This is a genomic window from Mesorhizobium sp. AR10, from assembly GCF_024746795.1.
Lineage (GTDB): Bacteria > Pseudomonadota > Alphaproteobacteria > Rhizobiales > Rhizobiaceae > Mesorhizobium.
Genome location: NZ_CP080524.1, coordinates 3101290 through 3118624, shown reverse-complemented (window position 1 = coordinate 3118624; position 17335 = coordinate 3101290). Strand labels below are relative to the sequence as shown.

Genomic DNA, 17335 nt, shown 5'->3' with positions numbered 1-17335 from the left:
TCCACTTTGCACTAGGCGTTTGGTTCGGTAAAATGATATTTTGCGCCGTTTCATTAACTCAGGGGTTATGAGAACCATGGTTGAAAGCCGCATCCGGTTCCGGCATCTCCAGGCGTTCCTCGAAGTCGCGCGCCAGAGAAGTGTAGCCAGGGCGGCCGATTTTCTGCATGTCAGCGCGCCGGCGGTGACCAAGACGTTGCGTGAACTGGAAGAGGCGCTCGGTGTCGCGGTGGTCGAACGCGACGGGCGCGGCATCCGGGTGACACGCCTCGGTGAAATCTTCCTTGCCCATGCCGGCACGGCGATAACAGCGCTGAAACGCGGCGTCGATTCCGTCAGGCAGGACGGGGCAGTCAACCGCCACCCGATCCGCATCGGCGCACTGCCTACGGTGTCGGCGCGGGTGATGCCGCTCGCCATGAGCCTGTTCCTCAAGGAGAACACCGGGGCTGCGATCAAGATCGTCACCGGCGAGAATGCGGTGCTGCTCGAACAATTGCGTGTCGGCGCACTCGACCTCGTCGTCGGGCGGCTTGCCGCACCCGAAAACATGACCGGCTTCTTCTTCGAGCATCTTTATTCGGAACAGGTGTTGTTCGTGGTGCGCTCGGGCCACCCGTTGCTGCAGCCGGGCCAGGACGTGTTCGCACGGCTCGACGAGTTTCCGGTGCTGATGCCAACACGGGAATCGGTCATCCGTCCCTTTGTCGACCGCTTGTTCATCACCAATGGCATGACGGCGCCGGCAACGGAGATCGAAACCGTCTCGGATTCCTTCGGCCGTGCCTTCATGCGCCAGAGCGACGCCGTCTGGATCATTTCGGCCGGCGTCGTCGCCAACGAAATCAGCAGCGGCGCGTTCGTCGCTTTGCCGGTCAACACCGAGGAAACCAAGGGGCCGGTCGGCCTGACCATGCGTACAGACATCGCCCCCTCGCCGGCCTTCTCCATCCTGCTGCAAACCATCCGCGAGGCGGCCAGCCAAAACGCCTGAGTCACCCTAGCCTCGATCTGCATCAACGGCCCGACGATCGGCGACTAGATGCACCGGCCTCTCACCCCAGCGTCAGCCCGGCCTTGCGCGCTTCCTCGCGCAGGAATGGCAACCCGACCTCGATGACGTCGCTCGGATTGTCCGCCACCGGCCGCCACACTGCCAGCCCGCCGGCAATGTCGACATCGACATGGTTCATGCTTTCGAGCGTGATGGCGCCGGTGTAGCCGATGGCGGCGATCGCCTGCATGCAAGCCGCCCAGTTGAGCATGCCGCGCCCCGGCACGCCGCGATTGGCCTCCGAGACATGGACATAGCCGAGGAAGGGTGCGGCTGCCGCAAAGCCGGCGGCAAAGCTCTCCTCCTCTATATGCATGTGATAGGTGTCGAGGTGGATGAAGATGTTGTCGGCGCCGACGCGCTCGATAATCCGCGTCGCATCGATGCCGCGGTTGATCAGATGCGTCTCGTAGCGATTGCAGGGCTCGATGCCGAGCTTCAGCCCATGCGCCTTCGCAGCTTTCGCGGCGCGCACAAGGAAACGGCACATGCCGTCGATTTCTCCAGCTGTCGGCGCTCGACCTGACGTCTTGCCGATCGTGCCGTAGGTGACACCGCCGAGCGCTTTGGCGCCAACCTCGTTGCAAACTTTGAAGGCCGGCTCAAGAAACGCCAACGCCTCGTCCGGCCGCTCGACCACGTCGAGCGTCCGGGGCAGGCCGAGCGACGGGATCAGCTCGACGCCCTGACGTTCGGCGAAGGCGCGCGTGCGCTTGGTGTCGATCTCTTCGGGTCTGAGCAGCGGGATCTCCAGCAGGCCAATGCCCAGCGCCTTCAGCCGCTCCATCTGCGGCTCGATCAGGTCAAGATCCCAGACCGGGGCGACGGCGAAAGTGTGCAGTCCAAAGGTGTTCATCGATCAGCCTCTTTGTTCGTGCGCCGCGGCAGCACTGACATCGCCGCCGCCGACGATGCGGCTGACGACTTCGTTCATGTTGGTCTTGGCGGTGATCAGGTCTGCCTCGGCCCGGCCGTGACGCAGCACAACGATGCGGTCGGTGACCGAAAGCACGTCGTTCAGCCGGTGCGAGATGAGGATGACGGCGATGCCTTCCGACTTCAGCCGCCGGATCAGGTCGAGCACGCTCTGCACCTCGCGCACGGCAAGTGCCGCTGTCGGCTCGTCCATGATCACCAGCTTGGGGTTGAAGGTGAGCGCCCGGGCGATCGCCACCGTCTGCTGCTGACCGCCCGAGAACGACCCGACCGAGCGGTTGATCGAGGGCAGATGCGCCCCGAGCCGCTCGATCATCTTTGCCGCCTGCCGGTCCATCTCGGCCTTGTCGACGAAGCCCGGCAACAGGCCGAACAGTTTCCTGGTCGGCTCACGGCCGAGGAAGATGTTGCTCGCCACATCCTGTTGCTTGGCCAGCGACAGATCCTGGTAGATCATCTCGATGCCGAGTTCGCGCCGCTGGCCGGGATCAAGAGGCAGAATGTCCTTGCCGTTGAGTTCGATCGATCCGGAATCGGCACGGTAGATGCCGGTGATGGTCTTCATCAGCGTCGACTTGCCGGCGCCGTTGTCGCCGACGAGGCCGACCACTTCGCCCGCCTCGACCGAGAGGTCGACGCCATGCAGCACATCGACCGCGCCAAAACTCTTGCGGATGCCGTGGAGGGTGAGCAGGGTCATACGCGTGACTCCTTGCGCACCTGATACTGGTCGATGAATACCGCCAGGATCAGCACGGCGCCGATCGCCATCTGCTGATAGTAGGATTGCACGGCGAGCAGCGTCAGTCCGTTCTGCAGCACACCCATGATCAGCGCGCCGATCATCGTGCCCAGGATCGAGGCGCGCCCGCCGAACAGGTTGGTGCCACCGATGATCGCGGCCGTAATGGCGGTCAGCTCGTAGTTGATGCCCGCGGTCGGGTCGCCGGCGTTGACGCGGGCCGTGAACAGCAACCCGGCAAGACCAGCCAGTGCACCGGACAGAGTGTAGATGATGCGGCGATGGTATTCGACGCGGATGCCTGCCGCGCGCGCCGCGCCCTCGCTGTCGCCGAGCGCCAGCGTGTGGCGGCCGAAGCGCGTGTAGGCGAGCACGCAATGCGCCACAACAGCCGTGAGCACGAGCAGGATGACCGGCATTGGAATGCCCAGTGGTCGGCCCTGGCCGATATAGATAATCGCTGCGGGCAGTCCGTAGATCGCCCTGCCTTCCGAGATCACCAGCGCCAGGCCACGCGCCAGACCAAGCATGCCAAGCGTGACGATAAAGGCGGGTACGAAGGCACGAGTGACCAGTTGGCCATTGATGTTGCCGGCGATGCCACCGGCGAGTATGCAGGCAATGACGGCGAACACCGAAGGCCAGCCAAGGTTGACGGCAACGAAGGCGCCGGCCACGCCGGCCAGCCCCATGACCGAGCCGAGCGAGAGGTCAAGGCCGCCGGAACCGATGACGAACGTGGCGGCGATCGCCAGCACGCCGATCGTCGACGTCGCCAAAAGGATGTTGAGAAAATTGCTGAGCGACAGGAAGTACGGCGACAGCACCGCCATCACCGCGCTCAGCGCCAGCAGAACGACCAGCGATTCCAGCCTTATGTGGAGCCGTTCGACGGATGCACGCTGCACCCGAGCCCAGAAACCGGGCTGCGCCATTTCAGAAGCCATATTGCCTCACTTCTCGGGAAAAGTTGGCTGGCGCAGGTTAAACCCGCGCCAGCCCGTCCGGGAGGACTATTTCACATATTCGAGCATCGGTTCCTTGCCGGCGTCGAGCACATCCTTGGTCAGCACCAGCGTCGGCACGGCGATGTCGGCCTCGACCTTGTCACCGGCGATCGCCTTCTTGACGTTCTCGACCGCCTGCTTGCCAACCAGGTAAGGCAGCTGTGCCACCGAGGCGTTGAGGCGGCCATCCTTGATCGACTTGACCGCGTCGGAATTTCCGTCGACGCCGATGATCGTCACCTGCTCGCCCTTGCCGGCGGCGTAGACAGATTCCACCGCGCCCAGCGCCATGCCGTCATTGGCGCAGAAGATGGCAACGAGATCGGGATGCGCCGTCAGCGTATCGGTGGCGATCGACGCCGCCTTGCCGCGATCCCAGTCGCCCGGCAGCGAAGCGACGATTTCCAGCCCTGGCGCCAATTCCTTGAGCTTGTCGGCAAAACCCTTGGCGCGCTTCTCGCCGGTGATGTTGCCCGAAAGACCCTCGATCACCAGCACCGGACCCTTGGCGTCCTTGCCGAGCTTGGAGACGAGATATTCGGCGCCCTGCCCGCCGGCCGCGACATTGTCGGAACCGATGCGGAAGGTGATCTTGATGCCTTCCTTGTCCAGCACTGCCGGATCGAGATTGCCGTCGAGATCGACCACCTTGATGCCGGCATCCTGCGCCGCCTTCAGGCACGGCAGCAGATTTGTCGAGTTGATGGCGGCGGTGATCATCGCCACCGGCTTGCGTTCAAGCATGGTGTTGCACAGGTTGAGCTGCGGTTCCGCTGCCTGGTCGCTTTCTGCCGCCTGCTGGAAGTACTTCACGCCGGCTTCCTTGGCGCCCTCCTCGACGCCCTGGCCCATCGCGCCCCAGAACGGGTTGGCCAGCGTCTTCATCAGCACGCCGTATTCGCCGTCCTCGGCTTTCGCCACGGTGACGGCCGAAAGCGCCATTGCAACGCCCAAAGCCAAAGTAAATCGATTTATCTTCAGAACAAGTGATGTCATTTTATCCTCCGGTTGATATCACGCGCCGTGAGCCACAGCCAGGTCCGGCGCCTTTGGTCCGTCTTCGACAATGGGGGCTATTGTCGGTCTCCTCCCCCGGAATGCGGGCCGTTGCCTGGCGAGCCAACGGATTCCCGCATCAAAACCTTGCAAGGCTCGAGCCGCGCCTTGGGCGGACCGTCCTCTCCTTCGATCCTGCGAAACAACACATCCATCGCCTGGACGGCGATCTGCCGGACCGGCTGCACCACGGCGGCGATGGCCGGCCATGTCACCTGCATCCATTCGGCGTCGTCGAAGCCGACCAGCGAGATGTCGTTCGGGCAATGCCAGCCGCGCCGCCGGAATTCGGAAAGCGCCACCAGCGTGCCCTTGAGAAACAGAGAATAAACCGCCGTCGGACGTTCGCCTCCATTGGCGCCCTTGTCGAAATAGTCGCGCAGCAGCGTTCTCAGCGGTTCGACGTCGCTCTCCGAAAGGACGACATCGATGCGGACGTCCGGCACCAGTTCCAGCGCCTTGGCGCGAAAACCGTCGAGACGGGCCCGCACCGTCGCCGCCTGCTCTCCGAGACCGACCAAGAGGATGTGACGATGGCCCTTGCCGAGAAGTTCGCGCGCCACTTCGCCGCTGGCGGCGGCGCTATCGGCCGAGACCGTATCGAAGGCATCGTCGGCCAGCACGCGGTCGATCAGCACGCCGGTCATGCCGTTCAGCTTCATGAATGCGGCCGCCGGTCCATGCTCGTTGCGCACCGGCGCCAGCACCACGCCGGCGACCCGCCAGTCATGCATGCGCGCCAGGATTTCCTTTTCGCGCGCTTCCGATTCACGGCTGGACGCCGCCACCAGCGTATAGCCGCGCTGCTCGGCCAGGCTTTCGAGTTGGGTGACCATCTGGCCGAAGAATTCGCTCTCGAACTCCGGCATGATGGCGCCGATGATGCGGCGCTTGGCCCGCCGCATGTCGGAGGCCAGCGGGTCGACGCGGTAGCCCAACATCTCGACGGCATCGAAGACGCGCTGCGCATTTTCGGGCTTTACTGTTGTCACGCCCTGCATGACCTTGGAAACGGTGGCGGCGGACACGCCGGCGCGGCTTGCCACGTCGTGGATCGACGGACGCCGCTGCTGGGCTTGCCGATGCGCCATAGTCCTCCTCCCGAGGGCGAGGGCCGCTGCAATTTGCCTCGCGGTACAATCGGTAAATCGATTTTTCGCAGTTGTAAATCGTTTAATCCTAGGTAAAACAGAATTCTTGAGTGGCGCGATGCGGATCGCGCCGGGAGGATTTACCATGTCCGACAGCGCCTTGCCGCTGGTCATCAGCGCGCCTGAACCACGCACGCTCGACCTCATCTTCACACCACCGCAGCTTGGACGCCTCAGGGCGAAGTACTGCATCGTCGAGACAACGCCGGACGGCGTCGCCAAGCTGCCCGCCGATGTGCTGGCCGAGGCGCGCTACATCGTCGGCCAGCCGCCGATCGCGCCGGAGACGCTCGATGCGATGAAGGCGCTGCGCTGCGTTTTCAATGTCGAAACCAACCTCCTCAACAACATGCCCTATGAGACGCTGTTTGCGCGTGGCATCCATGTGGTCACCACGGGTCTGGTCTTTGCCGAGCCGGTGGCCGAACTCGGCCTTGCCATGGCGCTCAACCTCGCCCGCAACATCGTCGATGCCGATCTCGCCTTCCGGCAAGGCAAGGAGCTGTGGGGTGGCGACGGCAATCAAACAGCCCGGCTGCTCTCAGGTGCGGATGTCGGCATCATCGGCTTTGGCGATCTTGGCCGTGCGCTCAACCGGCTGCTGTCGGGCTTTCGCACGCGGACCAAAGTCTTCGACCCTTGGCTGCCGCCGTCGATCCTGATCGAGAATGGCGTCGAGCCGGCCTCGCTGGACGAGGTGCTATCGACCAGCGATTTCGTCTTCGTCGTCGCGTCGGTCACAAGCGAGAACCAGGGCTTTCTCGGCGCTGAGGCCTTTGCCAGCATGCGCAAGGGCGCCACCTTCATCCTGCTCAGCCGCGCCGGCGTCGTCGATTTTCCGGCGCTGATGGACGCCGTTCGCAGCGGCCACATCGTCGCCGCCAGCGACGTCTTCCCAGAAGAGCCGCTGGCGCAGGACCACGCGGTCCGCGCCCTGCCCGGCTTCCTGCGTTCGGCGCATCGCGCCGGCGCGCTCGACATCGCCTTCAAGCGCATGGGCGACATGGTGCTGGAGGACATGGACCTGATCGATCGCGGCCTGCCGCCGCTGCGCTCCAAGCGGGCCGAACGCGAGACCGTCTCGCGGATGCGCTCGAAGCCGGTCGACAAGAACTAGGACCCGTCGACTTGGACCAGGAACCCAGCCCTACTCCGCTGCCAGCCTTTGGGCAGCGGACCGGTGGGACAGCGCGTATCCGACCTCGTCGACGGCTTGCGCAACGCGCTTTAGGATCGGCTCTGACCGAAGCACCCCGTCACTGAAATCCTTGTCCGTGGCGTAAACTGCGGTCGGCAGCGCAAAGGCTTCGAAGAAGCCGAACAGCGGCCGCAATTGATGCTCGACGATCAGCGCATGCCGCTCGCCGCCGCCGGTGGCCAGCAACACCACCGGCTTGCCCTTCAAGGATACGGGATCGAAGAGATCGAAGAAGTGCTTGAACAGTCCGGTGTAGCTGCCCTTGTAGGTTGGCGAGCCCACCACCAGGACATCGGCATTCACGATGGCGTCGAGAATGGTCCGCGCCTGTCCGTCCAGGTCGCGCGCCCACTTGGCACCGCCGAGCGATGGACCGAGGTCTTCCACGTCGTAGCTGCTCGCCGACAGGCCATGCTGGCGCGCAATGTCCCTGACCACCTGTTCGACGAAGCCGCGCGTCTTTGACGGCCGGGTGAAATTGCCTGAAAAGCCGACGACGGTTGGATTGGGCATGCTTGGCACCTTTTCGCTACGGGCAAGCCCGCCTTCAATGCCTACAAGTTTGATAGACTTCCGAATGCGGCAAAAGGAATGATAGGCCTTTCGACACCGCCGCGACGAACTATTTTTCCATTCGGTCGCGCAAACGGGCGATGGCGGCAATCAATTTTCGGCGAGCGACGCGAATGGCCCAACCAGCACGAAACCCTTATCCGATACGGCTTCCGCCTGCCGGATCGAACAGATGCAACGCCGCCGGATCGGCGGCCAACCGCACCCAATCGCCCGGCCTGACATTGCTGCGCCCCATGACAAAGACGCAGACCTGCTGTCCCGCCAGCTTGACGTAGAACTGGGTCGAAAGGCCAAGCGGCTCCACCACTTCGACCTCTGCCTTGAGCGCACCGTCTTCCGAGAGCTGGATATGCTCCGGCCGCAGCCCGACGGTGAGTGCGTCGCCGTCCTTCAGCGGCAGACCGTCCGGCAATCTCAGCTTCTGGCCATCGGCCAGCACCGCGTCCACCTTGCCGCTCTTGTCGACCTTTGCCGGCAGGAAATTCATGCCTGGCGAGCCGATGAAGCCGGCGACGAACATGTTGATCGGCCGGTCATAGAGCTCGAGCGGGTGGCCGACCTGCTGCACGAAGCCGTCATGCATGACGACGATGCGGTCGGCCATGGTCATGGCCTCGATCTGGTCGTGGGTGACATAGACCGACGTGGTCTTGAGCTGCTGGTGCAACGCCTTGATCTCGGCCCGCATATGGACGCGCAGCTTGGCATCGAGATTGCTGAGCGGCTCGTCGAACAGAAAGACCTTGGGATCGCGCACGATGGCGCGGCCCATGGCGACGCGCTGGCGCTGGCCGCCGGAAAGCTGGCGCGGCAGCCGCTGCAGGAAACTGTCGAGGCCGAGCCGCTTGGCGGCAGCACCCACCCGCGTCTCGATCGTCGTCTTCTCGGCCTTCTTCAGCAACAGGCTGAAGCCCATATTCGACGACACGTCCATATGCGGATAGAGCGCGTAGGACTGGAACACCATGGCGATGTCGCGGTCCTTCGGTGCGACATCGTTGACCAGCCGCTCGCCGATGCGGATCTCACCGCCCGAGACCTCCTCCAGCCCGGCGATCATGCGCAGCAAGGTCGACTTGCCGCAGCCGGACGGGCCGACCAGCACGACGAATTCGCCGTCGGCGATCTCCAGATCGACACCGTGCAGTATGCGCAGCGAGCCGTAGTCCTTCTCGACGTTTTGCAGCGTGACGGAAGCCATCGATTATCCTTTGACCGCGCCGGCAGTGAGGCCGGTGACGAGATAGCGTTGCAGGAAAGCGAAGAAGATGCAGACCGGGATCAGCGCCAGGATCGACGCCGCCATCATCTGTCCCCAGTCGACGGCAAATTTGCCGATATAGGTGAGCAAGCCGACGGCAAAAGTCTTCTGGTCGTCGCTGGAAATCAGCATCAGCGCGAACAGCAGCTCGCTCCAGGCGGCGGTGAAGACGAAGCCGAGCGTCGCGCCCATGCCGGGCAGCGTCAGCGGCACGATCACCTTGCGCATCGCCTGGGCGCGCGTGCAGCCGTCGATCATCGCCGCCTCTTCGAGGTCCTTGGGAATGCCGTCGAAGAAGGACTGCATCAGGAAGGTGGCGAAGGCGGTGTTGAAGGCGGTGTAGATGATGATCAGCCCGACCAGGCTGTTGGTGAGGCCGAGCTGGCCCATGACGCGGTAGATCGGCGGAATGACCATCACCAGCGGAAACGTCTGGGTCAGCAGCAGCATGATGGCCAGCGTCGCCTTGCCGCGGAAGCTAAAGCGCGACATGGCGTATCCGGCGAGCGTGGCGATGATGGTGACGAAGGCCGCCGTCGACACCGAGACGATGACGCTGTTCAGGAAATAGCGTGGAAAATCCGAGGCTTCCAGCACAGTGATGAAGTTCCGGAAGGTGGTCTGCGACGGCCACAAGGTGATGCCTTCGGAATAGAGCAGGCGTTCGGGTGTGACCGATATTTTCAGCGTCCAGAAGATGGGGAACAGCGCGAAGATCATATAGGCGGCGATGGCGCCGTAGAGGCCGATGCCGCTGAAAATACGCGATGAGGTCGAGCGTCCGGCGATCATCAGACGTGCCTCACCAGCGAGCGGCGGATGGCGATCAGCGCGATCGCGTAGACGATGAGCAGAACCAGCAGCAGCACCGCCACCGCTGAGGCATAGCCCTTGTCCAGCGACTTGAAGGCGCTGACATAGATGTAGACCGGCACGGTGCTAGTCGAGCCGGCCGGTCCGCCTTCGGTCATGACGAAGATCAGGTCGGCAAAGGTGGCGATCCAGATCGTGCGCAGCATGACGGTGATGACGATGGTGGGCGCCAGGAACGGCAGCGTCACCTTGGTGAAGCGCTGCCATGGCGAGGCGCCGTCGATCGCCGCCGCCTCATGCAGTTCCGAGGGGATCGACTTCAGCGCCGCAAGCAGCGTGATGGCAAAGAACGGGATGCCGAACCAGATGTTGGCGATGATCGGTCCCCACATGGCGGTGGCCGGATCGGACAGAATGTTGGTCGGCTCGGCCTTGAGCCCCAGCGCATAAAGCCAGTGCGGCAGCGGCCCGATGATCGGGTTGAACAGCCATGCCCAGGTGAGGCCGGACAGGAACGACGGCACCGCCCAGGGCAGGAAGACCACCGCCTGCACGAACTTGCGGCCTATAAACGGTTTGTCAAGCAGCAGCGCCAGGCCGAGGCCGAGGAAGAACTGGAAAAACAGGCTGGCGACCGTCCACCACAGCGTGTTGACCAGCGCCTGCCCCAGCACCTGGTCGGACAGCATGGCCTGATACTGGCCGAGGCCGACATATTCCGACTTGAAGGCGGAGAATTTGCGGAACGAATAGCTGATGCCGATGATCAGCGGCACCACAAGCACCACCACCAGAAGCACGATCGCCGGGCTGAGATAGAGCCAGGGTTCGATAGCGGCATGGGATAGCCGCTTGCGGCGCGGCTTGCCGGCGGATCGTATTTCGGACACGGCATAGGTCATTGGTTTCTGGATCGTCTCCTGGAGTAGCATCGGGGGACAGCGTCCTTCTCCCGTTCACGGGGAGCTGAGGAGCGGTCCGCGCAGCGGACGAAAGCCGGCAGGCAGATGAGGGGCGGCACCAAAGCTGGCAGGCCTAGCGCCGCCCCTCATCCGTCACTTCGTGACACCTTCTCCCGTAAACGGAGAGAAGGAAGAAAAGTTACTTCTTGTTCTTGGCCATCCAGTCCTGCTGCTCCTTGGTCAGGAACTTGGCCCATTCGTCGGCCACGTCCTTGGCCGTCTTCTGGCCGAGAAGCACTTCCTGGAAGTTCTTGATCGCCACCTGGTCGACGAAATTGCCGAGGTTTTCCAGATGCGTCGGCGGCGTCACCATTTCGTACTTGTCGCTGTTCAGTTCGGTGAACCAGCCCTTGAACTGCTCGGTTTTGAAATGGCCGTCCTGGTCGGCGCCGTTGTGGATCGGGATGACGCCGACTTCCTTTGCCCATCCCAGATTGTCCTTGGGCGACAGCAGCGTCGCCATCAGTTTCCAGGCATCGTCCTTGTGCTGGGAATTGGCAAACATCGCCCAGCCGGCATAGCCGAGCGTCGGATAGGATTTACCGCTCGGCCCGACCGGCATCGGCGCCACGGCGAAGTCGTCGGCGCTCATCTTGTCGGCAATGCCGAGCAGCGCGTCCGGATCCTGGTTGAGCATGGCGCAGGTACCGGAATAGAAGCCGGTGACGGTTTCGTTGAAGCCCCAGCTCACCGCGTCCTTCGGCGCCAGGCCGTCCTTGTACATGTCGGCAAGCATCTGCAGGCCCTTGATCGAGCCTTCTTCGTTGATGGTCGAGGTGCCGTCCTCGTTGAAGTAGCCGCCCTTGCCGGCTGCGATGTTCATGAACATGTGCATGCCGTTGAAGGCGCCCGGACCGCCGCGCATGCAGTAGCCGTACTTGCCCGGCAATGCGGAGATCTTCTTGGAGTCCTCGACGAATTCGTCGAGCGTCGTCGGCGGACCGTCGAGACCGGCCTCCTTGAACAGCTTCTTGTTCCAAAACAGCGCGTTCAGATAATAACCGTAGGGGATCATGTACTGGGTGTTGTTGACTGTCGAGCCGAACTGCTTGGCGCGCTCGCCCAGCGTCTTGGCATCGTCCCATTTGGCCATGTAGGGGCCGAGATCCTCGAGCTGACCATTGGTGGCATAGAGGCCCATCCAGCGTTCCGGCATCTCGACGATGTCGGGCGTGTCGCCGGCCTGCACCATGGTCAGGAATTTTTCGAACGCCTGGCCCCAGGGCAGCGAGACCAGTTCCACCTTGACGCCCGGATTGGCCGCCTCGAACTCTGCGATCTGCTTCTTGAGGAATTCGGTGCGCGGCGGGCTGGTGATAACCTCGACCATCTTGAGGGTGGACTCGGCCAGCGCGCCACTGGCGGAAATCGCCAGTCCGGCGGCGGTGGCAAGCATGATGCTCAGTCTTTTCATGTCAGGTACTCCCATTTTGAACGGCTCCGTTTATTTTTTTGCTTTGTCGAAGGCCTGGGCGATGTCGGCCCACAGATCCTCGACACTTTCCAATCCGACGTTGAAGCGGATGGTTCGGGGGCTGACGCCGAAGCGCGCCATCGAATTCAGGCCCGGCGTCTGTTCGAGCGAGGCTTTTGCCGGAACGACCAGGCTTTCGTGACCGCCCCAGCTGACGCCGATGCGGAAGAATTTCAGCGCATCGACGAACGCCGGAATGTCGACATCCTCCGTCACCTCGAAGGAAAACAGCCCGGCATAGCCGGCCAGCGTCGCCTTGCCGGGATGGTTGGAATAGGCCGGGTGATTGACCCGCTCGACCTGGCCATGCGCCTTCAGTCGTTCGGCGATCGTCAGGCCGCTCTTCATGTGATGCGGCAGCCGTAGCGGCAGCGTGCGCAGGCCACGCAACAGCAGCCACGCCTCGAAAGGCGAAAGCTTGCCGCCGAGCGAGGAATAGGTCTGTTCGTTGATGCGGCTGATATGGGCGGCTGAACCGGCGACCACACCGGCGACAGTGTCGCTGTGGCCGCCGAGATATTTCGAAGCCGAATGCAGCACGAGGTCGACGCCATGCGAAATCGGCTTCTGAAACACCGGCGTCGCCCAGGAATTGTCGATGCTGGTGATGATGCCTTGCTCCTTGGCCAGCCGCGTCAGATGCGCGATGTCCTGCAGCTCGAACATCATCGAGGTCGGGCTTTCCAGGTAGAGCAGCTTGGCGCCAGGCAATGCCGCCGCCGCCGCATCGGGGTCGGAGCCGTCGACATAGTCGACCTTGATGTTGAGGCGCGGAAACAGCCGCTCGAACAGCCGGTAGGCGTCGCCATAACAGTTGCGCACGGCGACGATGCGCTCGCCGGCGCCGACGAAGGCAAGCACCGTGGCGCTGATCGCCGCCATGCCGCTGGAAAAACCGCGTGCCGCTTCCGCGCCTTCAAGGGCCGCGACGCGCGCCTCGAACTCCATGACCGTGGGATTGTCGCCGCGCGAATAGATCGGCTGGCGCCGCCGGCCGGCAAAAGTGTCGGCCATCTCGGCGTAGTTGGCGAAGGTGAACAGCGAGGTCTGGTAGATCGGCGGCACCACCGCGCCGCCGGGGAACGGATCGTCATGCGCCAAAAGCGTCGCCGCCTCGGCGAGATAGTCCATTTGAAAACCGGTGGGGTGCTCGTTCATTTTCGGTCCGAAAGTTTGAGTTTGGCCGCACCGCGCTTCAGATCGTCCTCGACGGTGGCGATCAGCTTCAGCGCCTCGGCCCGGGCTCCCTCCGGGTCGTGCGCGGCGATGCGTTCGTACATGGTGCGATGGTAGGGAAAGCTGGCGTGGCCGAAATCGCGCACACCGAGCGGGTGTTCCCAGAACCGGTGGAACAGTTCGTGCATGGCGGCGATGATCTGCTCGAACAGCGGATTGCCGCAGGCGCGGTAGATCGACTGGTGAAACTCCCAGTCCTCCTCCGACGACATGCCGGCGCGGGTGTGGAAAGCCTCTTCCATGATGTCGAGCTTGCGCTCGATCTCGGCGAGGTCGGCCTTGCCGGCGCGCACGGCACACAGGGCCGCAGCTTCGGCTTCCAGCGCGCGGCGAATTTCCAGCGTGCGCATCAGGCCGGTGAAATCATTGCCACCGGCCAGCGTCAGCGGCATGTGCAGCATGTCGAGCGAAACGGCTGCCTTGAGATAGGTGCCGCTGCCTTGCCGGCGTTCGACGAGGCCAAGCCCCTCCCAGCGCGTCAGCGCCTCGCGCACCGTGTTGCGGCTGACCTTGAGGCGCTCGGCGAGGATGCGTTCGGTCGGCAGCTTTTCGCCCGGGGCCAGCGCTTCGCGCATGACGAAGCCGGCCAGCGCCTTCAGCACCGCATCGTCGCGGGCCGTCGTATGGATGGGCGGAAGGCTGAATTCGGTCACGTCAAGGATTGCCCGAAGTGGTTCAATGGTCCAACCAATTTCTGCACGAACCAAAGTGCATGTCAACAGGCCTGTCAGGACGCCTGTCAGGATTTGCGCCAAGGCAATCCTGATCTCGGCTGGGCCTCACTGCAAAACCGGCCGTTACGTCTTTTCCTTTGACGATCGCGATGGCATGGTCGACCGGCATTTTGGGAGGACACTTGTTGAAAACGAAGAAGCTCATCAACGATGGCGGCAAGGCGGTCGACGAGATGCTTGCCGGAATTCTTGCCGCACATCCGAGGCATCTTCAGGCCGTCCCTGGTAGCCCGCGCTCCATTGTGGCCACGCACGGCCCGCGCCCCGGCAAGGTTGGGCTGGTGATCGGTGGCGGCTCCGGCCATGAGCCGACATTTCTCGGTTTCGTCGGCAAGGGCCTGGCCGATGCGGCGGCGATCGGCAACGTCTTTGCCTCCCCTCCTCCCGACCCGATCCTCGAATGTGCCAAAGCGGTTAGCGGCGGCGCCGGCGTGCTTTTCATGTATGGCAACTATGCCGGCGACGTCATGAATTTCGACATGGCGGCCGAGATGGCTGGTATGGACGACATTGAGGTGCGCACCGTTCTGAGCACCGACGACGTCGCTTCAGCGCCACGAGATGAAAGACACAAGCGCCGCGGCGTCGCCGGCAATTTCTTCATCTTCAAGGCGGCCGGTGCCGCTTGCGACCGCATGCTCACATTCGACGAATGTGAACGCATCGCCAGAAAGGCCAACGACCACACCTTCACCATGGGCGTCGCCCTTTCCCCTTGCTCGCTGCCGCAAACGAGGCGGCCGAATTTCGAGATCGGCGATGACGAGATGGAGATCGGCATGGGCATCCATGGCGAGCCCGGCGTCGCGCGCGGGCCGCTGAAAACCGCCGACGAGGTTACCGACGAGATGCTCGATCATATCCTGCAGGAAATGGCGCCGGCGCGCGGCGACCGCGTCGCCATACTTGTCAATTCGCTCGGATCGACACCCCTGATGGAGCTCTACATCATGAACCGGCGCCTGTCGCAGCGGCTGGCCGATATCGGCGTCGGCGTCCATGCAACCTGGGTCGGCAACTACTGCACCTCGCTTGAAATGGCCGGCGCCTCGATCACCTTGCACCAGCTTGACGGCGAGTTGCAGACTATGCTCGACCACCCTTGCGACTGCGCCATGTTTCGCGCTGGGTAACCTGCTGAGCGGCAAGGGACAAAGACATGACAACAATCGACACCGCCCGCCTTGCGCGGATGTTCGTGGCCATCGCAGACGCTATGTTGGCCGACAGGGACCGGCTGTGCGCGCTTGACGGGGTCATCGGCGATGCCGACCACGGCATTGCGATGGAGCTGGGATTTTCCGCGGCCCGCGATGCGGTCGCCGCATTGGACGCCGGAGCGACCGATCCGACCACCTTGCTGAACACGGCGGCGAAGTCGTTCCTCAACGCCGTCGGCGCTTCCTCCGGCCCACTCTACGCCACCGCGTTCATGCGCGGCGCGGCAGCCGTGAAGGGCAAGACGACGCTCGACGATGCCGACACGGTCGCCATGTTCCAGGCCATGGCCAAAGGCATTCAGGACCGCGGCAAGGCTGAAACAGGCGAAAAGACAATGATGGATGCCTGGGCGCCGGCAGCGACGGCGGCGGGCGAAGCTCTGGCCACCGGCAAGGGCCTGGCCGGCAGTCTCGAGGCTGCGGTCGAGGCGGCAAAGGCCGGCGCGGAGGCGACCAAGACGATGATCGCCACCAAGGGGCGGGCCTCCCGCCTCGGTGAACGCTCGCTTGGCCACATGGATCCAGGCGCAGCGTCAGCCGTGACGATGATCGAGGCGATGCGGGTCGCCTTGACCGGCTAGACCATGATCCAGAAGGCTTACGCAGCAAAGCCGGCCTTTGGAAAATCTCATTCAAACAAGAAGATATAGACCTACCTTGACTCTATCCGGCATCTTCAGCGCTTCGCATCGAGCTTGTCGATGGCCTGCACGTTTCCGGCAGAGGGACCATTCGGATCGAACTCCGAGGCCAGCCACGCGTCGGCGATCGATTTCGCCAGTTCGGGACCGATCACACGAGCGCCCATGGTGATGATCTGGGCGTTGTTCGATTTTGCCGCGCGCTCTGCCGAATAGGTGTCGTGGGTCAAGGCGGCGCGAATGCCCGGCACCTTGTTGGCCGAGATGCTGACGCCGATGCCAGTACCGCAGAACAGGATGGCCCGATCGTAGTTGCCGTCGATAATTTCGTGGCCGACTGCGGCGGCAATATCGGCGTAGTATCCGGCCTGGCTCAGGTCGACGACCTGCAGCTCGGGCTTGGTGGCGAGATGCTTGGCGATGACATCGAGCAGCGGCTTGCCGGCGCTGTCGGCTCCGAGTGCGATCTTCATAGCAGTAACTCCTTTTGCTTCGTGGTCAGCGGCCGATGGCGGCCGACGCCTTTTTCAGAATGTCGATGTAGCCTTCCGCTTGCCACGCCGAGCGGCCGATGAACAGACCGTCGACATGCGGCTGGCCGATCAATTCGGCCGCGTTGCCGGGATTGACGCTGCCGCCGTAAAGCACAAGCGGGGCTGCCGGCAACCGGCTTGCAGCCACGTGTTTGATAAGGGCCTGCTGCTTGTCGGCATACTCGGCGCTTGCCGGAATGCCTTTCTCGCCGATCGCCCAGACCGGCTCATAGGCGAAGAGGATTTCCGCCGACAGCTGATCACCTTCCAAGCCTTGCAGCGCACCAAGGACTTGCGCCGTCAGGACGTCTTCGGCGCGGCCTCCCTCGCGCTCGGCCAGAGTCTCGCCGACGCAGATCAATGGTACGAAGCCATGTCTCACCGCCGCCGCCGTTTTCAATCCCACAGTCGTATCCGTTTCGCCGAAATGCTCGCGACGCTCGCTATGGCCGAGCTCAATCAGGTCCAGCCCGCAATCCCTGAGCATCACTGGCGAAACCTCTCCCGTCCAGGCGCCGGCGTCGGCCCAATGCATGTTCTGGGCGCCGACTTTCACGCGAGTCGCCGCCAGTGCTGCCTTGACCTCGCGCACCGCAGTGAACGGCGGAATGACGAAGGGCTGTATCGCATGATCGAAACCAGGCACGAAGGTCGCCAACGCATCGGCGAACTGCAACGCCTCCGCCAGCGTCTTGTTCATCTTCCAGCTCGTGCCGACCCAGTATGGGGTCATTTTCTTTT

Annotated in this window: 18 protein-coding genes; 4 read left to right on the top strand and 14 right to left on the bottom strand. The window is 63.1% G+C overall.

Annotated elements, in window-relative coordinates; translation table 11 throughout:
• Positions 1 to 76 precede the first annotated feature (76 nt).
• Entirely contained in the window at positions 77 to 994 is a 918-nt protein-coding gene (gene pcaQ / locus LHFGNBLO_RS18595) for a pca operon transcription factor PcaQ (RefSeq protein ID WP_258600624.1), read from the top strand.
• A gap of 61 nt (positions 995 to 1055) precedes the next feature.
• Here pcaQ and LHFGNBLO_RS18590 read toward each other — a convergent pair whose 3' ends face one another.
• From LHFGNBLO_RS18590 to LHFGNBLO_RS18570, 5 genes are all read right to left on the bottom strand, one after another.
• Positions 1056 to 1910, bottom strand: a complete 855-nt coding sequence (locus tag LHFGNBLO_RS18590; protein WP_258600623.1) for a sugar phosphate isomerase/epimerase family protein — start codon at positions 1908 to 1910, stop codon at positions 1056 to 1058.
• 3 nt (positions 1911 to 1913) lie between these two features.
• Positions 1914 to 2690, bottom strand: coding sequence for an ATP-binding cassette domain-containing protein (locus LHFGNBLO_RS18585; RefSeq protein WP_258600622.1), 777 nt, complete (start codon positions 2688 to 2690; stop codon positions 1914 to 1916).
• Complete coding sequence (locus tag LHFGNBLO_RS18580; RefSeq protein ID WP_258600621.1) at positions 2687 to 3679, bottom strand: ABC transporter permease; 993 nt, start codon at positions 3677 to 3679, stop codon at positions 2687 to 2689. Before LHFGNBLO_RS18580 ends, LHFGNBLO_RS18585 begins: the two co-directional genes overlap by 4 nt.
• 66 nt (positions 3680 to 3745) lie before the next feature.
• Positions 3746 to 4735 carry a substrate-binding domain-containing protein gene (locus LHFGNBLO_RS18575; RefSeq protein WP_258600619.1) on the bottom strand — a complete coding sequence of 330 codons (990 nt, stop codon included), beginning with the start codon at positions 4733 to 4735 and terminating at the stop codon, positions 3746 to 3748.
• A gap of 77 nt (positions 4736 to 4812) precedes the next feature.
• Positions 4813 to 5886 (bottom strand): LacI family DNA-binding transcriptional regulator, encoded by a 1074-nt coding sequence (locus LHFGNBLO_RS18570; protein WP_258600617.1) that lies wholly within the window; start codon positions 5884 to 5886, stop codon positions 4813 to 4815.
• A 145-nt stretch (positions 5887 to 6031) separates the two neighbouring features.
• Between LHFGNBLO_RS18570 and LHFGNBLO_RS18565 the strand changes: the two genes are divergently transcribed.
• Positions 6032 to 7063: a hydroxyacid dehydrogenase gene (locus LHFGNBLO_RS18565; protein ID WP_258600616.1), complete on the top strand. Its 1032-nt coding sequence runs from the start codon at positions 6032 to 6034 to the stop codon at positions 7061 to 7063.
• A gap of 30 nt (positions 7064 to 7093) precedes the next feature.
• Here the strand turns inward: LHFGNBLO_RS18565 and msuE are convergent, their stop codons facing one another.
• The 7 genes from msuE to LHFGNBLO_RS18530 form a co-directional block, all read right to left on the bottom strand.
• On the bottom strand, positions 7094 to 7657 hold the full coding sequence (gene msuE, locus LHFGNBLO_RS18560) for an FMN reductase (protein WP_258600615.1): 564 nt from the start codon (positions 7655 to 7657) through the stop codon (positions 7094 to 7096).
• Between the two features lie 196 nt (positions 7658 to 7853).
• Entirely contained in the window at positions 7854 to 8921 is a 1068-nt protein-coding gene (locus LHFGNBLO_RS18555; protein ID WP_258600613.1) for an ABC transporter ATP-binding protein, read from the bottom strand.
• Positions 8922 to 8924: 3 nt separating this feature from the next.
• A complete protein-coding gene (locus LHFGNBLO_RS18550) occupies positions 8925 to 9773 on the bottom strand; it encodes a carbohydrate ABC transporter permease (RefSeq protein ID WP_258600611.1) in 849 nt (282 codons plus the stop codon).
• On the bottom strand, positions 9773 to 10696 hold the full coding sequence (locus LHFGNBLO_RS18545; RefSeq protein WP_258600609.1) for a carbohydrate ABC transporter permease: 924 nt from the start codon (positions 10694 to 10696) through the stop codon (positions 9773 to 9775). Before LHFGNBLO_RS18545 ends, LHFGNBLO_RS18550 begins: the two co-directional genes overlap by 1 nt.
• Before the next feature lie 199 nt (positions 10697 to 10895).
• Positions 10896 to 12170, bottom strand: a complete 1275-nt coding sequence (locus LHFGNBLO_RS18540) for an ABC transporter substrate-binding protein (RefSeq protein WP_258600608.1) — start codon at positions 12168 to 12170, stop codon at positions 10896 to 10898.
• A 30-nt stretch (positions 12171 to 12200) separates the two neighbouring features.
• Positions 12201 to 13388, bottom strand: a complete 1188-nt coding sequence (locus LHFGNBLO_RS18535) for a PLP-dependent transferase (protein WP_258600606.1) — start codon at positions 13386 to 13388, stop codon at positions 12201 to 12203.
• Entirely contained in the window at positions 13385 to 14119 is a 735-nt protein-coding gene (locus LHFGNBLO_RS18530) for a FadR/GntR family transcriptional regulator (RefSeq protein WP_258600605.1), read from the bottom strand. The genes LHFGNBLO_RS18535 and LHFGNBLO_RS18530 overlap by 4 nt, the downstream gene beginning before the upstream one ends.
• A 206-nt stretch (positions 14120 to 14325) precedes the next feature.
• Between LHFGNBLO_RS18530 and LHFGNBLO_RS18525 the strand changes: the two genes are divergently transcribed.
• Entirely contained in the window at positions 14326 to 15333 is a 1008-nt protein-coding gene (locus LHFGNBLO_RS18525) for a dihydroxyacetone kinase subunit DhaK (protein WP_319944169.1), read from the top strand.
• A 26-nt stretch (positions 15334 to 15359) separates the two neighbouring features.
• On the top strand, positions 15360 to 16001 hold the full coding sequence (gene dhaL, locus LHFGNBLO_RS18520; RefSeq protein ID WP_258600602.1) for a dihydroxyacetone kinase subunit DhaL: 642 nt from the start codon (positions 15360 to 15362) through the stop codon (positions 15999 to 16001).
• A 95-nt stretch (positions 16002 to 16096) separates the two neighbouring features.
• On the opposite strand, the gene LHFGNBLO_RS18515 is transcribed toward dhaL, so the two are convergent.
• Positions 16097 to 16534 carry an RpiB/LacA/LacB family sugar-phosphate isomerase gene (locus tag LHFGNBLO_RS18515; protein ID WP_258600601.1) on the bottom strand — a complete coding sequence of 146 codons (438 nt, stop codon included), beginning with the start codon at positions 16532 to 16534 and terminating at the stop codon, positions 16097 to 16099.
• Between the two features lie 25 nt (positions 16535 to 16559).
• The gene (locus LHFGNBLO_RS18510) at positions 16560 to 17327 is read right to left on the bottom strand and encodes a triose-phosphate isomerase (protein WP_258600599.1); all 768 of its coding nucleotides are present in this window, start codon (positions 17325 to 17327) and stop codon (positions 16560 to 16562) included.
• Positions 17328 to 17335: the final 8 nt, after the last annotated feature.